Origin of the sequence: Streptomyces sp. R11 (genome assembly GCF_041051905.1) — a bacterium.
GTDB lineage: Bacteria > Actinomycetota > Actinomycetes > Streptomycetales > Streptomycetaceae > Streptomyces.
In genome coordinates this window covers 5,232,501-5,254,065 of the sequence record NZ_CP163432.1, presented here as the reverse complement: position 1 = coordinate 5,254,065, position 21,565 = coordinate 5,232,501, and the positions used below count along the sequence as shown (strand labels likewise).

Here is a 21,565-nt window from a genome sequence, read left to right as displayed (position 1 = left end):
CGAGGCGTCGGACGGAACACGGCCCCTGCGGCCCGCATGCGGCCCCCCACTCACCGGGTCCATCCTGAAGGAGAGACCTCCCGGGCCCCGCTGGCCCCCACACACATGGACCCCGACGGCCCCGCCCCACCCGCCTCGCCGCCGCCGTCCCTCCGTACGCACGCACACACACCACGGAGGACGCGATGACCGCCACCCACCACAACACCCCCGACCTCTTTGCCCTCTCCGAGATCCACGGCCCGGTCCTGCGCCCCGGCGACGACGGCTACGCCGACGAGGTCACCGGCTTCAACCTGGCCGCGCTGCACACGCCCGACGTGGTGGTGGGCGCGACGGGCGTCGACGACATCGTGATGGCGCTGCGCTGGGCGTCGGCCACCGGCACTCCGGTCGCCGTGCAGGCGACGGGCCACGGCGCGAACTTCCCGATCGACCACGGCCTGCTGATCAGCACGGCCCGCATGACAGACGTACGCATCGACACGGACCAACGCCTCGCCACCATCGCGGCCGGAGCGAAGTGGCGGCACGTCATGGACGCGACCGCGCCGCACGGCCTGGCCGCCCTCTCCGGCACGTCCACGGACGCGGGCGCGGTCGGCTACACCCTGGGCGGCGGCCTGCCGGTCCTCGGCCGGGCCTACGGCTACGCGGCCGACCTGGTCCGCTCATTCCAGGTGGCCACACCCGACGGCACCCTGTACGAGTCCGACCCCGACCACGAGCCGGAACTGTTCTGGGCACTGCGCGGCGGCAAGGGCAATGTGGGCGTGGTGACCTCGATGGTCTGCGAATTGCTGCCCTTGTCCACGATCCTCGGCGGCGGGATCTACTCCTCGGGCGAGCACACGGAGGCACTACTGCACGCCTGGACCGACTGGACAAAGACCGTCCCGGACGAGATGTGCAGCACCTTCTCCCTCCTCCGGCTCCCGCCCATCCCGGAGATCCCCGAACCCCTGCGCGGCGGCTTCTGGGCCCGCGTCGCGATCGCCTGGCCCGGCGACCCGGCCGAGGGGGAGCGCCTGCTGGCCCCGATCCGCGCGGCGGCCCCGGTGGCGGTGGACATGGTGGAGGAGATGCCGTACGCAGCCCTGGACCGCATCCACATGGAACCGCAGGACCCCCTGCCGGCCCGCGAGGCATGCGCCCTGCTACGCGACCTGCCCGCGGACGCGATCGACACATTCCTCTCCCAGGTGGGCCCCGACGTCCCCGACTGCCCCCTACTCGTGGTCGAAATCCGTCACATGGGCGGCGCCCTCGCCCGCCCCGCCCGCCTGGAGGACGCGATCTGCTCCCGGGACGCGGACTACCTCCTGGAATCGGTGGGCGTCCTGGCAGCCCCACCGGCAGCCGAGGCCATAGAGATGGCCACAAGGTCCCTGTACACAGCGATGACCCCCTACGGCACGGGCCACACAATGATCAACATCCACGGCACCCCGGGAGACACCACCGACCGGGCCCGAGCCTGGACCCCCGAGACCTACACCCGCCTGGGCCAGGACAAGTCCACCTACGACCCATCCAACCTGCTCCGCTTCGGCCACACGGTGCCGATGTAGCCCGTCCGGGCACTTCAGCCCGTCCCGTCCTTGAAGGGGCGCTGCCCCTTCAAGGACGGGACGGGTAGGGGCGGCGGGGGCGAAAAACACCCCGCCCACACCTACGTCGTGGACCGCCGCCGCCGAGCCCCCGGCCGCCGCTCACTCGGCCGAGTAACAGGATCCCCCGCCTCAACCGCCGCGGCCCGCCGCCGCAACCCGAACTCGGCCAACGCCTCGGCCAACTTGTGCACGGACGGCTCCGGAGCCATCACATCCACCCGAAGCCCATGCTCCTCGGCAGTCTTCGCGGTGGCCGGCCCGATACAGGCGATCACCGTCACGTTGTGCGGCTTACCGGCAATCCCCACCAGGTTCCGCACGGTGGAAGACGACGTGAAGAGAACGGCATCAAAGCCACCCCCCTTGATCGCCTCCCGGGTCTCGGCCGGCGGCGGCGAAGCCCGCACGGTCCGATAGGCCGTGACGTCATCGACCTCCCAGCCCAGCTCGATGAGCCCGGCGACCAAGGTCTCCGTAGCGATATCGGCCCGAGGCAGGAACACCCGGTCAATAGGGTCGAAGACCGGGTCATACGGCGGCCAGTCCTCCAGCAGCCCCGCAGCCGACTGCTCCCCACTCGGCACAAGATCCGGCTTCACACCGAACGCGATCAGCGCCTTCGCGGTCTGCTCCCCCACCGCGGCGACCTTGATCCCGGCAAACGCCCGGGCATCGAGCCCGTACTCCTCGAACTTCTCCCGCACGGCCTTGACCGCGTTCACCGAGGTGAAGGCGATCCACTCGTACCGCCCGGTGACGAGCCCCTTGACCGCCCGCTCCATCTGCTGAGGCGTCCGCGGCGGCTCGACGGCGATCGTCGGCACCTCGTGCGGCACGGCCCCGTACGACCGCAGCTGGTCGGAGAGCGAAGCCGCCTGCTCCTTCGTACGCGGCACGAGCACCCGCCACCCGAAGAGCGGCTTGGACTCGAACCACGACAGCTGGTCGCGCTGGGCGGCGGCGGAACGCTCACCGACCACGGCTATCACCGGCCGCCCGCCTTCGGGCGAGGGCAGCACCTTGGCCTGCTTGAGCGTCTGGGCGATGGTCCCGAGGGTCGCGGTCCAGGTCCGCTGCCGGGTGGTCGTACCGGCGACGGTCACCGTCATCGGCGTATCGGGCTTGCGCCCCGCCGACACCAGCTCACCGGCGGCCGCGCCCACGGAATCCAGCGTCGTCGAGACGACGACCGTCCCGTCCGACGCCCCGACCTCCGTCCAGCAGCGGTCCGAAGCCGTCCGCGCGTCCACGAACCGCACGTCCGCGCCCTGCGCGTCCCGCAGCGGCACGCCGGCATACGCGGGCACGCCCACGGCAGCGGCGACACCCGGCACGACCTCGAACGGCACGCCCGCCGCGGCACACGCCAGCATCTCCTCGGCGGCGTACGTGTCGAGCCCGGGATCACCGGACACCGCACGCACGACCCGCCTGCCGCCCCGTGCGGCCTCCATGACAAGATGTGCGGCATCCCGCACTGCGGGTAGCCCAGCGGTTGTTGACGCGCCGTCAACAACCGCCAGCTGAGGCGCGCCTGTGCCCACAGCGGCGTCCGTATCGGGACCCGTGTCCGTGTGCACTTCGGCGACGCCTTGCCTGGCGTGCTGACGTACGACGTCGAGCACCTCGTGCTCGGCGACCAGTACGTCCGCGTTCGCCAGCGCTTCGACGGCGCGCAGAGTCAGCAGCCCCGGATCCCCGGGTCCGGCACCGAGGAAGGTGACGTGCCCGTGTTCAAGGCCGGCGGGAAGGGTGGTGGGGCTCACTGTGCTCGCTCCCCCATCAGACCGGCCGCGCCCTGGGCAAGCATCTCGGAGGCGAGTTCGCGACCGAGCGCAAGCGCTTGGTCGTGCGTCTCGGGCACGGGACCGGTGGTGGACAGCTGCACCATACGAGTGCCGTCGGTCGTGCCGACGACGCCCCGCAGGCGCATTTCCTTGACAATCTGCCCGTCGGCCAGAAGGTCGGCCAGCGCACCCACAGGTGCACTGCAACCGGCCTCCAGGGCGGCGAGCAGTGAGCGCTCGGCGGTCACTGCGACCCGTGTGAACGGGTCGTCGAGTTCCCCGAGCGCGGCGATCAGGTCCGCGTTGTCCGCGGTGCACTCGATCGCCAGTGCCCCCTGGCCGGGGGCGGGCAAAACAGTGTCGACCGACAGGAAGTCGGTCACTTCGTCGATGCGGCCGATACGGCTCAGGCCGGCCGCGGCCAGCACCACCGCATCCAGCTCACCATCGCGCACGTACCCGATCCGCGTATCCACGTTCCCGCGGATCGCGACCGTCTCGATGTCCAGCCCGTGGCTGCGCGCATACGCGTTGAGCTGCGCCATCCGGCGCGGCGAACCCGTACCGATGCGCGCCCCGCGCGGCAGGTCGGTGAGCTTCAGTGCGTCCTGCGCGACGATCACATCGCGCGGGTCCTCCCGCTCGGGAACGGCCGCGAGGACCAGTTCCTCGGGCTGCGTGGTCGGCAGGTCCTTCAAGGAGTGGACCGCGAAGTCGACCTCGCCCTTGAGGAGCGCGTCGCGCAGGGCGGTGACGAAGACGCCGGTGCCGCCGATCTGCGCGAGCGCCTCGCGCGAGACATCGCCGTACGTGGTGATCTCGACCAGCTCGACGGGCCGTCCGGTCACCTGGCTGACGGCGTCCGCGACCTGCCCGGACTGGGCCATGGCGAGCCTGCTGCGCCTGGTGCCGAGCCGTAGTGCCTGCTGAGTCATCGTGGGCCTCGGTCTTTCTCGGTGCTGTCCTCGGCGCGCGAGACGGAGGCCACCGTCTCCTGGTCGAGGTCGAACAGGGTCCTCAGGGCATCCGCGTACCCCGCGCCGCCCGGCTCCGCCGCGAGCTGCTTGACCCGCACGGTCGGCGCGTGCAGCAGCTTGTCGACCACGCGCTTGACGGTCTGCGTGATCTCGCCGCGGTGCTTGTCGTCGAGCCCGGGCAGCCGCCCCTCCAGCCGGGCGATCTCGCTCGCCACGACATCGGCGGCCATCGTGCGCAGCGCGACGACGGTGGGCGTGATGTGCGCGGCCCGCTGAGCCGCCCCGAAGGCCGCGACCTCGTCGGAGACGATACGGCGGACCTGGTCGACGTCGGCCGCCATCGGAGCGTCGGCGGAGGCTTCCGCCAGCGACTCGATGTCGACCAGCCGCACCCCGGTCAGCCGGTGCACGGCGGCGTCGATGTCGCGGGGCATGGCGAGGTCGAGCAGGGCGAGCACCGGAGCGGGGCGGGACGCCTCGACGACCGGCTCGGGCTTGCGGCGCTCGGGGATCCGGCCGACGGTGGCCACGGTCGCGGCGAGCGCGGTGATCAGCTCGGCGTCGGCCTCGGGGCTGCGCCGGGCGGCCTCACGACGGTCGACGGCGCTGCCCGCGGCCCAGGCCGCGTGCTGCTCCAGGGTGGCCGCGTCCATACCGGCGACGGCGGCCTCCCCCATGACAGAGAAACCTCCCTGCACGGAGCCGAGATCCAGCGGGCAGTCCTCGTCGGTGCCGACGCTGGTGGGCGGCAGCGGAGTCTGCCGTACGTCGGCGGCGTCGGCGCCGCTCCTGGCGGCCGGCGCCTTGGCAGCCGTACGACCGCTGTCGCCGGCTTCCTCGAAGGCGACCGGCTGACCGGTACGGCCCTCCACGCCTGCGGCGATCTCCTCGGCCGTGAGGACGAGTCCGGTCGCTCCGGTGCAGGAGACGACGACATCTGCACGTGTCAGCTCGACCGGCACCGACTCCATCGGTACCGCGCGGGCCGGCACGTCCGTACCGTCGGTCTCACCAAGGCCCTGGGCGTATTGCTCTCCGAGCAGGGCTGCGAGGCGCTCGGCGCGGTCGTAGGTGCGGTTGGCGACGACGATCTCGGCGACACCGGCACGCGCGAGCGTGGCGGCGGCCAGCGAGGACATCGAGCCGGCCCCGATGACCAGGGCTTTCCTGCCGCGGGCCCACGCCGCGACGTCCATGCCGCCCGCGAGCTGCTCCAGGCCGAAGGTGACCAGGGACTGGCCGGCGCGGTCGATGCCGGTCTCGGAGTGGGCGCGCTTGCCGACCCGCAGGGCCTGCTGGAACAGGTCGTTCAGCAGCCGTCCGGCGCTGTGCAGCTCCTGCGCCTTGGCGAGGGAGTCCTTGATCTGCCCGAGGATCTGCCCCTCCCCGACGACCATGGAGTCGAGGCCGCAGGCCACCGAGAACAGATGGTGGACGGCCCGGTCCTCGTAGTGGACGTACAAGTAGGGCGTGAGCTCTTCCAGCCCCACCCCGCTGTGCTGGGCGAGCAGCGTGGACAACTCGGCGACACCGGCGTGGAACTTGTCCACGTCGGCGTACAGCTCGATGCGGTTGCAGGTGGCCAGCACGGCGGCCTCGGTGGCCGGTTCGGCGGCGACGGTGTCCTGCAGCAGCTTGATCTGGGCGTCCGCGCTCAGCGCAGCGCGCTCCAGGACGCTGACCGGGGCGCTGCGGTGGCTCAGCCCTACGACGAGGAGACTCATGCCGGCATCACGGCGGGTACTTCCCCGTCCGGCCCCTGGTCGGTGGATCGGTCGGACTCGCGGGTGACGGCGGCCGGTCCGGCGCCGTCGGCGTGGGCGTGGGCTTCCTCGCCTGCCTTGCGCTGCTCGTGGAAGGCGAGGATCTGCAGCTCGATGGAAAGGTCGACCTTGCGCACGTCGACGCCGTCCGGGACGGTCAGCACGGTCGGCGCGAAGTTCAGGATGGAGGTGACCCCGGCGGCCACGAGCCGGTCGCAGACCGGCTGGGCGGCACCGGCGGGGGTGGCGATGACACCGATCGACACGCCGTTGTCCTGGATGATCTTTTCCAGGTCGTCGGAGTGCTGCACGGGGATCCCGGCGACGGGCTTGCCGGCCATGGCCGGGTCGGCGTCGATGAGCGCGGCGACCCGGAAGCCACGGGAGGCGAAGCCGCCGTAGTTGGCGAGCGCGGCGCCGAGGTTACCGATACCGACGATCACAACCGGCCAGTCCTGGGTCAGGCCCAGTTCGCGGGAGATCTGGTAGACGAGATACTCGACGTCGTAGCCGACACCGCGCGTTCCGTACGACCCGAGGTACGAGAAGTCCTTGCGCAGCTTGGCGGAGTTGACCCCCGCCGCGGCCGCGAGCTCCTCGGAGGAGACCGTGGGTACCGAGCGCTCCGACAGTGCGGTCAGGGCGCGGAGGTACAGCGGAAGCCTGGCGACGGTGGCCTCGGGAATCCCTCGGCTGCGGGTCGCCGGTCGGTGAGTTCGGCCAGTTGCCACGGTGCTCCTGCGGGTAGAGCGTGGGGGCAGGCGGTCACACGTACCTAGACCGCCCCGTCGAATGCAGGCTATGTCTTTGTGAACGCGTGCACAAAGATGGTGTCCGATTTGCCCGCCCAACGTGACCGGGCTCACGCACGCCCGGCGCACTGGTGTGGAACCGGCGCATACGCACCACCGTTCCTCAACTCTTGAGGGCAAAACCGCACACTCTCCTCAACGATCCCCGCCCCCGAGACCAAGTCGCCGTCGATCCTAAGCCGTTTTCGGAGTAGTTGGACTACCCGGTCAGTGCTTTGCGGAGGCGATCCTCGTTCACGCGCCAGAACGTGTGCTGGGCGCCGTCGACGAGGACGACGGGGATCTGTTCCCAGTACTGGCCGTGGAGTTGGGGGTCCTGGTTGATGTCCTTCAGCTCCCACGGAACCCCCAGCTCGGCACACACCTTCCGGACGACGATCTGTGCCTCATCACACAGATGACAATCGGGCTTGCCGATGAGGGTGACGAGCCGGTCCTGGGGGGATTTGGCTGCGGCGCGACGAAAGAGGGGGCTCATGTCAGCCATTCTCGCGCGCCGGCGCGCGAATGCGGGGCGGACGCCGAACGGGTGCTGATGCGACGCATCACCACGCTGTTTAACTACGCGGTCGCGGAGAGTTCACAACCTCCAAACCTCTCGACTCCGGAAGCACCGAACAAACTGGCTATGCTCACGGTCATGGCCGCTCTTGGATGGCTCACTCCCCGTAGGCGTTCCGCCACGGCGCGGAGCGTGTTGGCTGGCGAGGCTTCGGCGGAGGCAGCGCGCAAGTCGTCGCAGGAAGCGACGGAGGTCTCCGCCGTCGAGCCGGAGTTCCCGGTGCTCGGCGACGAGCAAGCCGCCGCCTTCTTCGACCTGGACAACACCGTGATGCAAGGTGCTGCCCTCTTCCACTTCGGCCGGGGCCTGTACAAGCGGAAGTTCTTCGAGACACGCGACCTCGCCAAGTTCGCCTGGCAGCAGGCGTGGTTCCGGCTGGCGGGGGTCGAGGACCCGGAGCACATGCAGGACGCCCGCGACTCGGCCCTGTCGATCGTGAAGGGCCACCGCGTCGCCGAGCTGACCTCGATCGGCGAGGAGATCTACGACGAGTACATGGCCGAGCGCATCTGGCCGGGTACGCGCGCCCTTGCCCAGGCGCACCTGGACGCGGGCCAGAAGGTGTGGCTGGTCACGGCCGCCCCGGTCGAGATCGCCCAGGTGATCTCCCGCCGCCTCGGCCTGACGGGCGCCCTCGGCACGGTGGCCGAATCAGTGGACGGCGTCTACACCGGCAAGCTGGTCGGCGAACCGCTGCACGGCCCGGCGAAGGCGGAGGCCGTCCGCGCCCTGGCTTCCGCGGAGGGCCTGGACCTCTCCCGCTGCGCGGCCTACAGCGACTCCCACAACGACATCCCGATGCTCTCCCTCGTCGGCCACCCCTACGCCATCAACCCCGACACCAAGCTCCGCAAACACGCCCGAAAGCTGGACTGGCGCCTACGCGACTACCGCACCGGCCGAAAGGCCGCGAAGGTCGGCATCCCGGCGGCGGCGGGCGTGGGCGCGGTCGCCGGGGGCACGGCAGCGGCAATCGCATTGCACAGACGGCGGCGATAGCGCTCTTCGGCTACGGGCCGATGCCTTCGGCGGCCCGTGCCGCCAGATGGGGGTTCGCGTAGCGCCAACGGTTTCGTCGCGGGTCGGGGACGTACCGAAGGGCGCGCCGCCACGGCCACTCCGCAGGTCACGTTCCAGTGCCGGTCCAGGCACTTCGGCCCGTCCGGCATCCGAGGACGAGGGCTGCGCGCCATCCCCAACCCCCAGCCACCCGCAGGGGGCGGTGCACGAGCGCAGACGGTCCCCCCTCGGCGCCGGTCCAGGCACTTCGGCCCGTCCGGCATCTGGGGACGAGGGCTGCGCGCCATCCCCAACCCCCAGCCACCCGCAGGGGGCGGTGCACGAGCGCGGACGGTCCCCCCTCGGCGCCGGTCCAGGCACTTCGGCCCGTCCGGCATCTGAGGACGAGGGCTGTGCCATCCCCAACCCCCACCCACCCGCAGGGGGCGGTGCACGAGCGCGGACGGCACTTCTCGGCGCCGGCCCGGGTTTTCAGCCCGTCCGGCGTTTGAGGACGAGGCCGTTCAGGCCGAAGCGGGGGTCTGGGGGCGGCAGTCCCCAGGGGACCGGGGTCGAAGGGGCAGCGCCCCTTCAAGGACGGGAAGGGTAGGGGCGGCGGGGGCGAGGAACGCCCGGGAGCAGCAAGTTGACCACGCCCGGGCGGCCGGCCAATCCGCACCTCCTACCCCCACAACCCCCTGTCCAGTCCCCTTGGCTGCACACGGCCACAACACGCCCTGGAGTAAGCCGGAACACGGACGACTTCGATCAACAACCGGTCACGCTCCGGCACTTGATAGGACGTCAATCGGTTACAGAAGAGACGCAATCGATGATTTGAGCAACTGGGCGTAGCAGTGCCTGCACGAAGCGTTATTCTCCTCAGACGCAATCCGGTACCCCTCCGTCGCTACGACGGGTGAACGGTCCCGCACTGCACGTGATGGAAGCTCTGCCTCTGGGAGTCCCGTGTACCCACACGTCGGGGTTGACGCCTCGGGCCTGGCTACGCTGCGCGCAACGGTCCACAACCTGTTGCGCGGCTTCGTCCCCACCGCGTACGCCGTCCCCGCCCTCGCCGTAACCACCGCGCCCGTAGGCCCGTGCTACGCGCTCGCCGACGGCAGCGCCGCCGTCGGCAGACGCGGACGCTCGACCGGCGCAACAACCACCCGCCGGCCGGCCGCCGACAGCGACAGCGCTCGAATGATGGATCTCGTGGAACGCGCGCAGGCCGGCGAGGCCGACGCGTTCGGCCGGCTCTACGACCAGTACAGCGACACCGTCTACCGCTACATCTATTACCGGGTGGGAGGTAAGGCCACCGCCGAGGACCTCACGAGCGAGACCTTTCTGCGCGCACTCCGCCGGATCGGCACCTTCACCTGGCAGGGCCGGGACTTCGGCGCCTGGCTCGTCACCATCGCCCGCAACCTCGTCGCCGACCACTTCAAGTCCAGCCGCTTCCGGCTGGAGGTGACCACCGGCGAGATGCTCGACGCCAACGAGGTCGAGCGCTCCCCGGAGGACTCCGTCCTCGAGTCCCTCTCCAACGCCGCCCTCCTCGAGGCCGTACGACGCCTCAACCCGCAGCAGCAGGAGTGCGTCACCCTCCGATTCCTCCAGGGCCTCTCCGTCGCCGAGACCGCCCGTGTCATGGGCAAGAACGAGGGCGCCATCAAGACCCTCCAGTACCGCGCCGTGCGCACCCTCGCCCGGCTGCTCCCGGAAGACGCCCGCTGAGCGGCCCCTACCGAACCAGCACACTCCGCTACTTCAACTCACCCTCGGTGAAAGTCCGTTGACTTCGCGACCCGTTCATCCTCCGTCCGTAACCCAAGTGCCAAGCCACTCGTTGTGCGGGATGCAGGCTCCCTGTGGTCACTCTCTGGCCGACTCTGATCACTCGATCGCGTGGATTCGGTCAGGGCGTGCAACCCTCAGGACCCCCTGGGGAGTCGACCGTGATGACGAGAGGAGGTGCCGCCAGTGATCGCGAACGTATCGGCGCACCGGCGGGCGAACGCCTTCGCCCAGGCCCTGGAGGAGCTGACCGACCGGGTCTCGGCGGCCGAGCAGGCCGAGCAGTGCGATGTATCGGCACCGGCACCGGCTGCTGCGGAACAGACCGAGCAGGGGCGCCTGTTGGCCCTCACCACGAGTCTGGACGAGCTGCCCAAGCCCGTGCTCGACCCGGAGGTCAAGGTCGTCCAGCGGGCCCAGCTCGTGGCCGCGATGGAGGCCATGATGCAGGAGGGCACCGCGGCGGGCGAGGCGAGTCCCGCCCTGCCCGAGCAGCGTTCGCATCGGGCCCGGGGCGCTCACCGGGCGTCCCCGCTGGGCAAGTTCCGGCCGCGTTCCCGGCTGGCCAAGGGCCTGACCGCGGGCGGGCTCAGCGTAGGAGTCGCCGCGGGGGCCTTCGGCGGAGTCGCCGCCGCGAGTTCCGAGGCCCTGCCCGGTGACAATCTCTACGGCCTCAAGCGCGGCATCGAGGACTTCAAGCTCAACGTCCTGGCCGATGGCGACGACGAGCGCGGGCGAACATATCTCGATCAGGCCTCCACCCGGCTGAGCGAGGCCCGCAGGCTGATGGAGCGTGGCCGCGGCGGACAGCTCGACCATGAGTCGGTCGGCGAGGTCCGCCGTGCCCTGTCCGGCATGCGCCACGACGCCTCGGAGGGGCACCGCCTGCTCCGTGAGGCGTACAAGCGCGACCCGGGCTCCCTGGGGCCCATCCAGGCCCTCTCCGCCTTCTCACGCTCGCACCGAGCGGCGTGGGGCGTCCTGCGCGAGCGGCTTCCCCTCCAGCTCGGGGACGTCAGTGACCAGGTGTCCTCGGTCTTCGACGCCATAGACGAAGAGGTCGCCCCGCTGCAGTCCCTCCTCCCGCCGACCCCGGCGCAGGGCGGCGACGGAAAGCGGCAGGGCGGTTCCGGATCGGCATCCACAGGTACGTCCGGATCCGACCGGTCGGCCCGCCCCAGCGCGGGCGGCAGCGGCTCGTCCGACGGCAACCGGTCGAGCAGCCCCAGCAAGTCGGCCGAGGGCTCCACCGGCGAGGGCGAAGGTCTGCTCGGCGGAAACACCGGCGGCCTGCTCGACCCGCCGAAGGACACCGGCAGCGCCTCACCATCCACGTCCACCCCGAGCACCGAGCCCGCCGTCACCCTCCCGCCCCTCCTCCCGGGCCTCCTGCCCGGCCTGGGCATCGACAGCGAGGACGCGAACTAGCAGCCGTAGAGCCAGGTCATACGTCGACGGGGGCGCCCCCTCTCACGAGGGGGCGCCCCCGTCGACGTATCGGAAGAACGTCGTATCGGAAGAACACCGACCACGAGTACACCGACCACGAGTACGCCGATCAGAAGAACACCGACCGCCGCTGCACCAGCAACTTGTACAGCGTGTGCTGGATCTGCTCCCTGACCTGGTCCGTCAAGTTGAACATCAGCATCGGATCCTCGGCCGCCTCCGGCGGATAGCCGTCCGTTGGAATCGGCTCACCGAACTGGATCGTCCACTTGGTCGGCAACGGAATCGCACCCAGCGGGCCCAGCCACGGGAAGGTCGGCGTCAGCGGGAAGTACGGGAAGCCCAGCAGGCGGGCCAGCGTCTTCGCGTTGCCGATCATCGGGTAGATCTCCTCGGCCCCGACGATCGAGCACGGGATGATCGGGGTGCCCTGGCGCAGGGCCGTGGAGACGAAGCCGCCCCGGCCGAAGCGCTGCAGCTTGTAGCGCTCGCTGAAGGGCTTGCCGATGCCCTTGAAGCCCTCCGGCATCACGCCGACCAACTCGCCCTGCGCCAGCAGCCGCTCGGCGTCCTCGGCGCAGGCGAGGGTGTGGCCGAGCTTGCGAGCGAGTTCGTTGACCACCGGCAGCATGAAGACCAGGTCGGCCGCGAGCAGGCGCAGGTGCCGGCCCGCGGGATGGTGGTCGTGCACGGCGACCTGCATCATCAGGCCGTCCAGCGGCAGCGTGCCGGAGTGGTTGGCGACGATCAGCGCGCCACCCTCGGCCGGGATGTTCTCGACACCCTTCACCTCGACCCGGAAGTAGTTCTCGTACACCGGGCGCAGCAGGGACATCAGGACCTGGTCGGTGAGTTCCTCGTCGTACCCGAAGTCGTCGACCTCGTAGTCCCCGGTGAGGCGGCGGCGCAGGAAGGCCAGGCCGCTCGCGATCCGCCGCTCCAGGCCGCCGTCGTCCTGGGCCTTGCGGGGCGGCTCTTCCTCACGTGTCACAGGAACATCATCCTGCGCGAAGGCCCGTCCCGGGAGGGGCTGGACCTCGCGTACCAGCGCGGATTCACCGTTCTTGCGCCGGCTCCCCGCGCTCCGGCGCCGCGAAGGCCGCTGCACGGCGCTCCCGCGGGACCGGTCGTCGTCGAACGGAATGACCTTGGCGTCCGCCATCGTTGATGCGCTCCTCAGTTGGCGCTCTGCGTCGGGGGGTTTCCGCCGCCCAGGACGGGCGCTGCGGCGATCCGGTCGACGGCCCCGGCAAGGGCCTCCGGCGGGAGCAGGCCCGGCGCGCGGCTGCGCGCGAAGTCCGCGAAGGTCTCCGCCGTCGTGTACTTCGGCTTGAATCCGAGCGTCTCTCGCATCTGGTCCGTCGCCACCACCCGGCCGTGCGTGAGCAGCCGGATCTGTTCCGGCGAGAAGTCCGACATACCCAGCGTACGCACCAGGGAGCCCGCCCATGTCACCGCGGGAAGCAGCAGCGGCACGGTGGGGCGGCCCAGGCGCCGGGAGCACTGCGAGAGCAGCAGGACACCGTCGCCGGCGATGTTGAAGGTGCCGCTGTTGAGCGTGCCCCGCGCCGGCTCGTGCGAGGCGATGCGCAGCACCTCGATCACGTCGTCCTCGTGGACGAACTGCAGCCGTGGGTCGTAGCCGAACACGGTCGGCAGGACCGGCAGCGAGAAGTACGAGGCGAGCGGTGTGTCCGCGGTCGGGCCGAGGATGTTGGCGAACCGCAGCACGCACACGGCCACGTCCGGCCGCCGCCGCGCGAACCCGCGCACATAGCCCTCCACCTCGACGGCGTCCTTGGCGAAGCCGCCGCTGGGCAGCGACTTGGGCGGCGTGGTCTCCGTGAAGACGGCCGGGTCGCGGGGCGCTGACCCGTAGACGTTCGTGCTGGACTTGACCACCAGCCGCTTGACGTTGGGGGACTTCTGGCAGGCGCCGAGCAGCTGCATCGTCCCGATGACGTTGGTCTCCTTGACCATGGTCCGGCTGCCGCTGCCGAGCGCGGTCCCGGTCACGTCCATGTGCACGACGGTGTCCGCGCCGCTCTCGGCCAGCACCCGCGCGATGGTGGGCTGCCGGATGTCGGCCTGGATGAAGTCGGCGCCGCCCAGATGATGCTCGGGCGGGACCGCGTCCACGGCGACCACCCGGTCCACCTGCGGGTCACGCTGGATCCGTCGTACGAACCGGCCCCCCAGTTGACGGGCCACTCCGGTCACGAGCACGACCTTGCCCAAGATCAGCGCCTTCCTTCCAGCACTCGTACCCTGCCGAGTTCCCCGAGTTCCCCTTGTGCGGCCAACTTAGCGGGTCGACGTTGCGCTGTGATGACCGCCCAATGCATGAAGTGACGGGAATTCCATGCGTACGACCAGACGGACCAGGCATGTGTACAGGCATACGTACGAAGTTCGACTCATCGCACATCCCCTTCCACGGTCTCACCCACCGGCCCCAAAAAAGCGTGTGGCCCCCCACCGGATCCGGTGGGGGGCCACAAACACGTCACGCCGCTTTCGCAGCGCGCCGCTTACTTCTTGTTGCGACGCTGAACGCGCGTGCGCTTGAGCAGCTTGCGGTGCTTCTTCTTAGCCATCCGCTTGCGCCGCTTCTTGATAACAGAGCCCACGACTACCCTCGCTCACTTCTCATCACTCGGCGTTGGGCGCCATGGGCCCATACGACCTACGAGGGGCTAGCCTACCCGCCCGAGCGCTGAGGTCGTAATCGAGGGGACGAGGGGGGATCCCGCAATGCCCTGAGGATCCCCCCTCACCCGTCGCTGTCAGGCGGTTTCCACCCCCACGTAACTCTCGCGGAGGTACTCGTGAACCGCTTGCTCGGGGACGCGGAAGGACCGCCCCACCCGGATCGCGGGCAGATGACCACTGTGCACCAGCCGGTACACGGTCATCTTCGACACTCGCATCACCGAGGCGACTTCCGCCACGGTAAGGAACTGAACCTCGTTCAGAGGCCTCTCGCCAGCTGCAGCCATGACACACCTGAACCTTCCGCACTCGACGGCCACCGGCTTCCCCTTCCGGTGACTCTTCGTCGTTGCGTGCTCACTCCCCAGGGTAGGGGCGTGTGATGCGAGTGGGGAAGAGGTGCACCCATCGGCGGCCTACTGTGACAGACACGCTCGATTGAGTACGTAGCGGGTAAGCGGCCGGTAGTAATCAGACCGCACAGCGTCATCAAGTGGAACGACGGCGGACACGGCCCCCTCGGCCTCCCCCACGAAGAGCGCGGGGTCATCGGTATCGGCCAGCCCAATCGCCTCAAACCCCAGCTGACCTGCCCCGCAGACCCACCCGTGATCCCCGATCACCAGCTCCGGCAACGGCCCGCCGGCCTCCGCCGCGGCAGCCAGCGCGGTACGAACCGGGAGCGGTGAGTGCGTGTGTGCGCCGGGCTCACAACCGGGGCGAGAGAGGTCGGGTTCCCGCACCAACGCGACTCCTCGTACGTAGGCAAGGTTGTACGTGCGTAGACCGAACCGGGTCGTTATGTCGACACAGCGACCATGCGCAGGGGTGAGTACGGCACATCCCGCCGCCGACAACGCGTCCGCCAAGGCGGCGTAGAACCCGAGCAGTCGATGCGGATGCCCGGTACCGAGCAGCACGGGCGCGCTGCGCTGGGCGGCGGCCGCGACCCGATCGGCGAAGGCATCCAAACCGGTCAAAGTCCGCTCCGGATCGATCACATCCAGTCCAGATACGCATGCCGGATCGGCCGAAACCCCGCACCTGTCCGCCATCAACGCAATCAAATCCCGCTGCCGCCAACTCCCCGCAGGATCAAGCCCGATAACCACACGCGGATCGCCGGCCGCGAACAGCCGATAACTCCTCAGACTCACCTCCCGAGAAGTAGCCACGACCCCGGCCAGCCGAGCATCCAGAAGATGGGCACGAAGCGCTCCGCGACTCACCACGTGAGCGATGGTGACGGACGGAACGGGGAAGGGGCGGAGGAATGGGGAAAGGCCGCACAGTTGGGCTAACGGGGCCGGCCCGCCCTGGGGCTGCGCGCCCGCCGGCGGCACGTTCTCGGCGCCGGTCCGGGTATTTCAGCCCGTCCGGCGTTTGAGGACGAGGCCGTTCAGGCCGATAGCGGGGGTGTGGGGGCGGCAGCCCCCAGGTCCGGGGTCGAAGGGCCGGGAGCCCCTTCAAGGACGGGACGGGTAGGGGCGGCGGGGGCGAAACCCACGAGGCTCCCACCCCACCTACGGCAACAGCCCCCGCAACGGAAACACCGCCCGCCGAGTAGCCAGCACCGCCTGATCCAACCGATCCGCAGGGTCGTACCCCGCCTCCCAGTCCCCCCAGGAAATGGGCCACCGCCCATCCGTCATCCGCGCCGGCCCCAACTGCCGAGTCCGCGCAAAGACCTCCTGCCGCCACCCCTCCGGAATCATCGCCTCAGGCTCAATCGCCCGCCCCGCAGCAATCCCCACCAGATGAGTCCACGACCGCGGCACAACCTCCACCACCGCATATCCGCCCCCACCCAGCGCCACCCACTTCCCGTCGGCGTACTCGTGCGCCAGCTCATGACAGGCCACCTGCACAGCCCGCTGCGCATCCAGCGAAACGGCAAGGTGCGCAAGCGGATCCTCGAAGTGCGTGTCAGCCCCATGCTGAGTCACCAGCACCTGCGGCCGAAAGTCACCGATCAACTCCGGCACGACAGCATGGAACGCCCGCAGCCACCCCGCATCCCCGGTCCCGGCCGGCAACGCCACATTCACGGCCGACCCCTCAGCCGCCTCCGCACCCGTCTCCTCCGGCCACCCGGTCTGCGGAAACAACGTACGAGGATGCTCGTGCAACGAAATCGTCAACACCCGCGGATCTGCCCAGAACGCCGCCTGCACCCCATCCCCGTGATGCACGTCGACATCGATGTACGCGACCCGCTCGGCCCCCAACTCCAGCAGCCGGGCAATGGCCAGCGAGGCGTCGTTGTAGATACAGAACCCCGACGCACCCCCCGGCATTGCATGGTGCAGCCCACCGGCGAAGTTCACCGCATGCAGCGCCTCACCCCGCCACACGGCCTCCGCCGCCCCCACCGACTGCCCGGCGATGAGCGCCGACACCTCGTGCATCCCCGCGAACGCGGGGTCATCCAGCGTCCCGAGCCCGTACGACTGATCCGCCGCCGCCGGGTTCGCCGAAGCCGCCTTCACGGCCTCGATGTAGTCCTCCCGATGCACCAGCCGCAGGGTCGACTCCCCGGCCGGTTGCGCCGAGACGACATCCACGTCCTTGTCCAGCCCGAAGGCATCGACGAGTCTCCGGGTCAGCGCGAGCCGGACCGGGTCCATCGGATGGTCCCGGCCGAAGTCATAGCCCGTTACTGCCTCGTCCCACATCAGCTGTGCTCGGCCGCTCATGCCCGCCACCGTATCGGTCCGGTTGAGCGGCGAACGAACGGGCGTACACAAGCGTCACCAGCACCAACACCATCGGCACAAGCATCGCCCCGCGATAGTTCCACGCATCCCCCAGTGCACCCACCAAAGGTGAGCCGATCAAAAACCCCACGTAATTGAACACATTGAGCCGCGCAATGGCCGTATCAGAAGCCCCCGGGAACAACCGCCCGGCCGCCGCGAAGGTCTGCGGCACCAGCACACACAATCCCAGCCCGAGCAGCGTGAACCCCAGCATCCCCACCCACGCCCCCGGCGCCCCGGCCACCACCGCGAACCCGACGGCCGCCACCACGGACCCCATCCGCACGACCGCGACAGCCCCGAACCGCCGCACCCCGAAGTCCCCGATGGCCCGCCCCAGCAGCGTGGTGACCATATAGACGTTGTACGGCACGGTCGCCATCTGCTCCGAGCTCCCCAGCACGTCCGCGAGATACTTCGCGCTCCAGTTGGAGACGGTCGAGTCGCCGATGTACGCGAATGTCATCACCAGACACAGCGGCAACAGCATCTTGAACACAACGGGCCCACCCTCACCCGCTTCCTCCGCCACGGCGCCGCTCCCACCGTCGACGTACCACCGACTCCCCACCAGCGCGGCCGGCAACAAGACCACGACAACCGGCAGATACGACACGACCAGCGCCAGATCCCAATGCGCCCCCACCCAGGCCAACGAGGCGCCGACGATCCCGCCCAGGCTGTACACGGCGTGGAAGCTGAGCATGATGCTGCGCCCGTACGACCGCTGCAGACTCACCCCGAGCATGTTCATCGAGGCATCGAGCGCGCCCACGGCCAGCCCGAACGCGGCCAGTGCGAGCCCCAGCACCACCATCCGCTCCCCCGCCGCGACCCCGAGCAGCGCCAGGAGCACGACGGGCTGGGACCACCGCAGCACCCGGCTCGGCGGTATCCGCTTCACCAGCCGCTCGGTCGTCACACTCCCGACGCCGGCCAGGATCGGTACGGCGGCAAGAAAGGCGGGCAGCAGCGCGTCGGAGACGCCGTACCGGTCCTGGATGGCCGGAATCCGGGTCACGAGCAGGGCAAAGGCAACTCCCTGAGCGAAGAAGCCGAACGCCAACGAGGCCCTACCGCGCCGCAGCACATCAGTCATGGCGGCGAGCGTAAGGCCCCGGGGTACTGGTGGGTAGATCCAGCCAAAGATGAATCTCCCTCAAGTTTGCTAGGCGTCGCGCTCGTCGGGCAACGCCAGCAGGTCGACCAACTCGCCCATGTCGGCGAAGAGTCGACTGGCCTTGGCCAGCTTCGCGGCGGGTGTCATCGCGGTGAACCCGTACACGTCCATCCCCGCCGCCACAGCAGCCTCCACCCCCAGCGGACTGTCCTCGACAACGACACACCGCTCCGGCGCGACCCCCATCCGCTCGGCCGCGTACAGAAACAGATCCGGCGCCGGCTTCCCCCGTCCCACGTCCTGCGAGCTGAAGATCCGCCCCTCATCGAAGAACCGCTCAAGCCCCGTCGTCCGATGCCCCACCCGAATCCGCTCATGGCTCCCGGACGACGCCACGCAGTACGGCACACCGTCCCCACCAAGCTTCTCGAGTACTTCGGCCGCACCGGCCACCGCCTTCAACTCCCGCTCGAAGGCGGCGAACACACGCGCATGGAAGACGTCATCAAAGTCCCCGGGAAGCCGCTGCCCTGTCCGCTCCAGCACCAACTCATGAATCCGATGCATGGCAGAGCCCATGTAATCCCGAATGGATTCCTCGTACGAGGTCGGATGCCCCAGCTCGGTGAGGTACGCGGCGAGCATCCGGTTGGAAATGGGCTCGCTGTCGACGAGCACACCGTCGTTGTCGAAGATGACGAGGTCATAGCGCATGCCCAGACCCTAATAGACCCTGAAATGCGAAAAGGCCCACACCATAAGGTGTGGGCCTTTTCTAAAATTTGTTCGGCGGCGTCCTACTCTCCCACAGGGTCCCCCCTGCAGTACCATCGGCGCTGTAAGGCTTAGCTTCCGGGTTCGGAATGTAACCGGGCGTTTCCCTCACGCTATAACCACCGAAACACTATGAAACTGTCGAACCATGCCGCACCATACCGTGGCCTGGCATGGGGCTGTTCGTGGTTTCAGAACCAACACAGTGGACGCGAGCAACTGAGGACAAGCCCTCGGCCTATTAGTACCGGTCACCTCCACACGTTACCGTGCTTCCAGATCCGGCCTATCAACCCAGTCGTCTACTGGGAGCCTTACCCCATCAAGTGGGTGGGAATACTCATCTCGAAGCAGGCTTCCCGCTTAGATGCTTTCAGCGGTTATCCCTCCCGAACGTAGCCAACCAGCCATGCCCTTGGCAGAACAACTGGCACACCAGAGGTTCGTCCGTCCCGGTCCTCTCGTACTAGGGACAGCCCTTCTCAATATTCCTGCGCGCGCAGCGGATAGGGACCGAACTGTCTCACGACGTTCTAAACCCAGCTCGCGTACCGCTTTAATGGGCGAACAGCCCAACCCTTGGGACCGACTCCAGCCCCAGGATGCGACGAGCCGACATCGAGGTGCCAAACCATCCCGTCGATATGGACTCTTGGGGAAGATCAGCCTGTTATCCCCGGGGTACCTTTTATCCGTTGAGCGACGGCGCTTCCACAAGCCACCGCCGGATCACTAGTCCCGACTTTCGTCCCTGCTCGACCCGTCGGTCTCACAGTCAAGCTCCCTTGTGCACTTACACTCAACACCTGATTGCCAACCAGGCTGAGGGAACCTTTGGGCGCCTCCGTTACTCTTTAGGAGGCAACCGCCCCAGTTAAACTACCCATCAGACACTGTCCCTGATCCGGATCACGGACCCAGGTTAGACATCCAGCACGACCAGAGTGGTATTTCAACGGCGACTCCACGAACACTGGCGTGCCCGCTTCAAAGTCTCCCACCTATCCTACACAAGCCGAACCGAACACCAATATCAAACTGTAGTAAAGGTCCCGGGGTCTTTCCGTCCTGCTGCGCGAAACGAGCATCTTTACTCGTAGTGCAATTTCACCGGGCCTATGGTTGAGACAGTCGAGAAGTCGTTACGCCATTCGTGCAGGTCGGAACTTACCCGACAAGGAATTTCGCTACCTTAGGATGGTTATAGTTACCACCGCCGTTTACTGGCGCTTAAGTTCTCAGCTTCGCCAGGACGAATCCTGACTAACCGGTCCCCTTAACGTTCCAGCACCGGGCAGGCGTCAGTCCGTATACATCGCCTTACGGCTTCGCACGGACCTGTGTTTTTAGTAAACAGTCGCTTCTCGCTGGTCTCTGCGGCCACCCCCAGCTCGAGGAGCAAGTCCTCTCACCAAGCGTGGCCCCCCTTCTCCCGAAGTTACGGGGGCATTTTGCCGAGTTCCTTAACCATAGTTCACCCGAACGCCTCGGTATTCTCTACCTGACCACCTGAGTCGGTTTAGGGTACGGGCCGCCATGAAACTCGCTAGAGGCTTTTCTCGACAGCATAGGATCATCCACTTCACCACAATCGGCTCGGCATCAGGTCTCACCCTGTATGAATGGCGGATTTACCTACCACTCGGGCTACACCCTTACCCCGGGACAACCACCGCCCGGGATGGACTACCTTCCTGCGTCACCCCATCACTCACCTACTACAGGTCTGGTCCGTCGGCTCCACCACTCCCCTTTGCCCGAAGGCTCCAGGGCGGCTTCACGGACTTAGCATCGCCCGATTCAATGTTTGACGCTTCACAGCGGGTACCGGAATATCAACCGGTTATCCATCGACTACGCCTGTCGGCCTCGCCTTAGGTCCCGACTTACCCTGGGCAGATCAGCTTGACCCAGGAACCCTTAGTCAATCGGCGCACACGTTTCTCACGTGTGAATCGCTACTCATGCCTGCATTCTCACTCGTGAACCGTCCACAACTACCTTCCGGTGCTGCTTCACCCGGCACACGACGCTCCCCTACCCATCACGATCCCCGTTGGGGGTACATATCGCAATGACACGACTTCGGCGGTACGCTTGAGCCCCGCTACATTGTCGGCGCGGAATCACTAGACCAGTGAGCTATTACGCACTCTTTCAAGGGTGGCTGCTTCTAAGCCAACCTCCTGGTTGTCTCTGCGACTCCACATCCTTTCCCACTTAGCGTACGCTTAGGGGCCTTAGTCGATGCTCTGGGCTGTTTCCCTCTCGACCATGGAGCTTATCCCCCACAGTCTCACTGCCGCGCTCTCACTTACCGGCATTCGGAGTTTGGCTAAGGTCAGTAACCCGGTAGGGCCCATCGCCTATCCAGTGCTCTACCTCCGGCAAGAAACACACGACGCTGCACCTAAATGCATTTCGGGGAGAACCAG

Annotated in this window: 17 protein-coding genes and 2 rRNA genes (1 of these 19 running past the window's edge); 4 read left to right on the top strand and 15 right to left on the bottom strand. The window is 68.2% G+C overall.

Annotated elements, in window-relative coordinates:
* The first annotated feature begins 185 nt into the window (after window positions 1-185).
* Window positions 186-1,571 (top strand): FAD-binding oxidoreductase, encoded by a 1,386-nt coding sequence (locus AB5J55_RS24355; RefSeq protein WP_369272696.1) that lies wholly within the window; start codon window positions 186-188, stop codon window positions 1,569-1,571.
* Between the two features lie 101 nt (window positions 1,572-1,672).
* Here the strand turns inward: AB5J55_RS24355 and AB5J55_RS24350 are convergent, their stop codons facing one another.
* The 5 genes from AB5J55_RS24350 to AB5J55_RS24330 all read right to left on the bottom strand — a co-directional run bounded on the left by AB5J55_RS24350 (window position 1,673) and on the right by AB5J55_RS24330 (window position 7,439).
* Window positions 1,673-3,379, bottom strand: coding sequence for a uroporphyrinogen-III synthase (locus tag AB5J55_RS24350; protein WP_369272695.1), 1,707 nt, complete (start codon window positions 3,377-3,379; stop codon window positions 1,673-1,675).
* On the bottom strand, window positions 3,376-4,335 hold the full coding sequence (hemC, locus tag AB5J55_RS24345; protein ID WP_369272694.1) for a hydroxymethylbilane synthase: 960 nt from the start codon (window positions 4,333-4,335) through the stop codon (window positions 3,376-3,378). The genes AB5J55_RS24350 and hemC overlap by 4 nt, the downstream gene beginning before the upstream one ends.
* Window positions 4,332-6,101, bottom strand: coding sequence for a glutamyl-tRNA reductase (locus AB5J55_RS24340; RefSeq protein ID WP_369272693.1), 1,770 nt, complete (start codon window positions 6,099-6,101; stop codon window positions 4,332-4,334). The genes hemC and AB5J55_RS24340 overlap by 4 nt, the downstream gene beginning before the upstream one ends.
* Window positions 6,098-6,871, bottom strand: a complete 774-nt coding sequence (locus AB5J55_RS24335) for a redox-sensing transcriptional repressor Rex (protein ID WP_369272692.1) — start codon at window positions 6,869-6,871, stop codon at window positions 6,098-6,100. Before AB5J55_RS24335 ends, AB5J55_RS24340 begins: the two co-directional genes overlap by 4 nt.
* A 280-nt stretch (window positions 6,872-7,151) precedes the next feature.
* Window positions 7,152-7,439, bottom strand: coding sequence for a glutaredoxin family protein (locus AB5J55_RS24330; RefSeq protein WP_369272691.1), 288 nt, complete (start codon window positions 7,437-7,439; stop codon window positions 7,152-7,154).
* Window positions 7,440-7,592: 153 nt separating this feature from the next.
* On the opposite strand from AB5J55_RS24330, the gene AB5J55_RS24325 reads away from it, so the two are divergent.
* The 3 genes from AB5J55_RS24325 to AB5J55_RS24315 all read left to right on the top strand — a co-directional run bounded on the left by AB5J55_RS24325 (window position 7,593) and on the right by AB5J55_RS24315 (window position 11,744).
* Window positions 7,593-8,513: an HAD family hydrolase gene (locus AB5J55_RS24325; protein WP_369272690.1), complete on the top strand. Its 921-nt coding sequence runs from the start codon at window positions 7,593-7,595 to the stop codon at window positions 8,511-8,513.
* A gap of 969 nt (window positions 8,514-9,482) precedes the next feature.
* Window positions 9,483-10,256 (top strand): ECF subfamily RNA polymerase sigma factor, BldN family, encoded by a 774-nt coding sequence (locus AB5J55_RS24320; protein WP_369272689.1) that lies wholly within the window; start codon window positions 9,483-9,485, stop codon window positions 10,254-10,256.
* Between the two features lie 246 nt (window positions 10,257-10,502).
* Window positions 10,503-11,744 (top strand): DUF5667 domain-containing protein, encoded by a 1,242-nt coding sequence (locus tag AB5J55_RS24315; RefSeq protein WP_369272688.1) that lies wholly within the window; start codon window positions 10,503-10,505, stop codon window positions 11,742-11,744.
* A gap of 130 nt (window positions 11,745-11,874) precedes the next feature.
* Here the strand turns inward: AB5J55_RS24315 and AB5J55_RS24310 are convergent, their stop codons facing one another.
* The 10 genes from AB5J55_RS24310 to AB5J55_RS24265 form a co-directional block, all read right to left on the bottom strand.
* A complete protein-coding gene (locus AB5J55_RS24310) occupies window positions 11,875-12,927 on the bottom strand; it encodes a lysophospholipid acyltransferase family protein (protein ID WP_369272687.1) in 1,053 nt (350 codons plus the stop codon).
* 14 nt (window positions 12,928-12,941) lie between these two features.
* Window positions 12,942-14,003, bottom strand: coding sequence for an NAD-dependent epimerase/dehydratase family protein (locus tag AB5J55_RS24305; protein WP_369272686.1), 1,062 nt, complete (start codon window positions 14,001-14,003; stop codon window positions 12,942-12,944).
* A gap of 293 nt (window positions 14,004-14,296) precedes the next feature.
* Entirely contained in the window at window positions 14,297-14,395 is a 99-nt protein-coding gene (locus tag AB5J55_RS24300) for an AURKAIP1/COX24 domain-containing protein (protein ID WP_003948845.1), read from the bottom strand.
* 156 nt (window positions 14,396-14,551) lie between these two features.
* Window positions 14,552-14,764, bottom strand: a complete 213-nt coding sequence (locus AB5J55_RS24295; RefSeq protein WP_004984898.1) for a helix-turn-helix domain-containing protein — start codon at window positions 14,762-14,764, stop codon at window positions 14,552-14,554.
* Between the two features lie 129 nt (window positions 14,765-14,893).
* Window positions 14,894-15,709: a phosphatase gene (locus AB5J55_RS24290; RefSeq protein ID WP_369272685.1), complete on the bottom strand. Its 816-nt coding sequence runs from the start codon at window positions 15,707-15,709 to the stop codon at window positions 14,894-14,896.
* A 291-nt stretch (window positions 15,710-16,000) separates the two neighbouring features.
* The gene (locus AB5J55_RS24285; protein WP_369272684.1) at window positions 16,001-17,173 is read right to left on the bottom strand and encodes an acetoin utilization protein AcuC; all 1,173 of its coding nucleotides are present in this window, start codon (window positions 17,171-17,173) and stop codon (window positions 16,001-16,003) included.
* Window positions 17,124-18,335, bottom strand: coding sequence for an MFS transporter (locus AB5J55_RS24280; protein ID WP_369272683.1), 1,212 nt, complete (start codon window positions 18,333-18,335; stop codon window positions 17,124-17,126). Before AB5J55_RS24280 ends, AB5J55_RS24285 begins: the two co-directional genes overlap by 50 nt.
* A 69-nt stretch (window positions 18,336-18,404) precedes the next feature.
* The gene (locus AB5J55_RS24275) at window positions 18,405-19,070 is read right to left on the bottom strand and encodes an HAD family hydrolase (protein ID WP_369272682.1); all 666 of its coding nucleotides are present in this window, start codon (window positions 19,068-19,070) and stop codon (window positions 18,405-18,407) included.
* Between the two features lie 70 nt (window positions 19,071-19,140).
* Window positions 19,141-19,257: ribosomal RNA gene (gene rrf, locus AB5J55_RS24270) — 5S ribosomal RNA — on the bottom strand.
* 94 nt (window positions 19,258-19,351) lie between these two features.
* Window positions 19,352-21,565: ribosomal RNA gene (locus AB5J55_RS24265) — 23S ribosomal RNA — on the bottom strand; it runs 908 nt beyond the window's last position.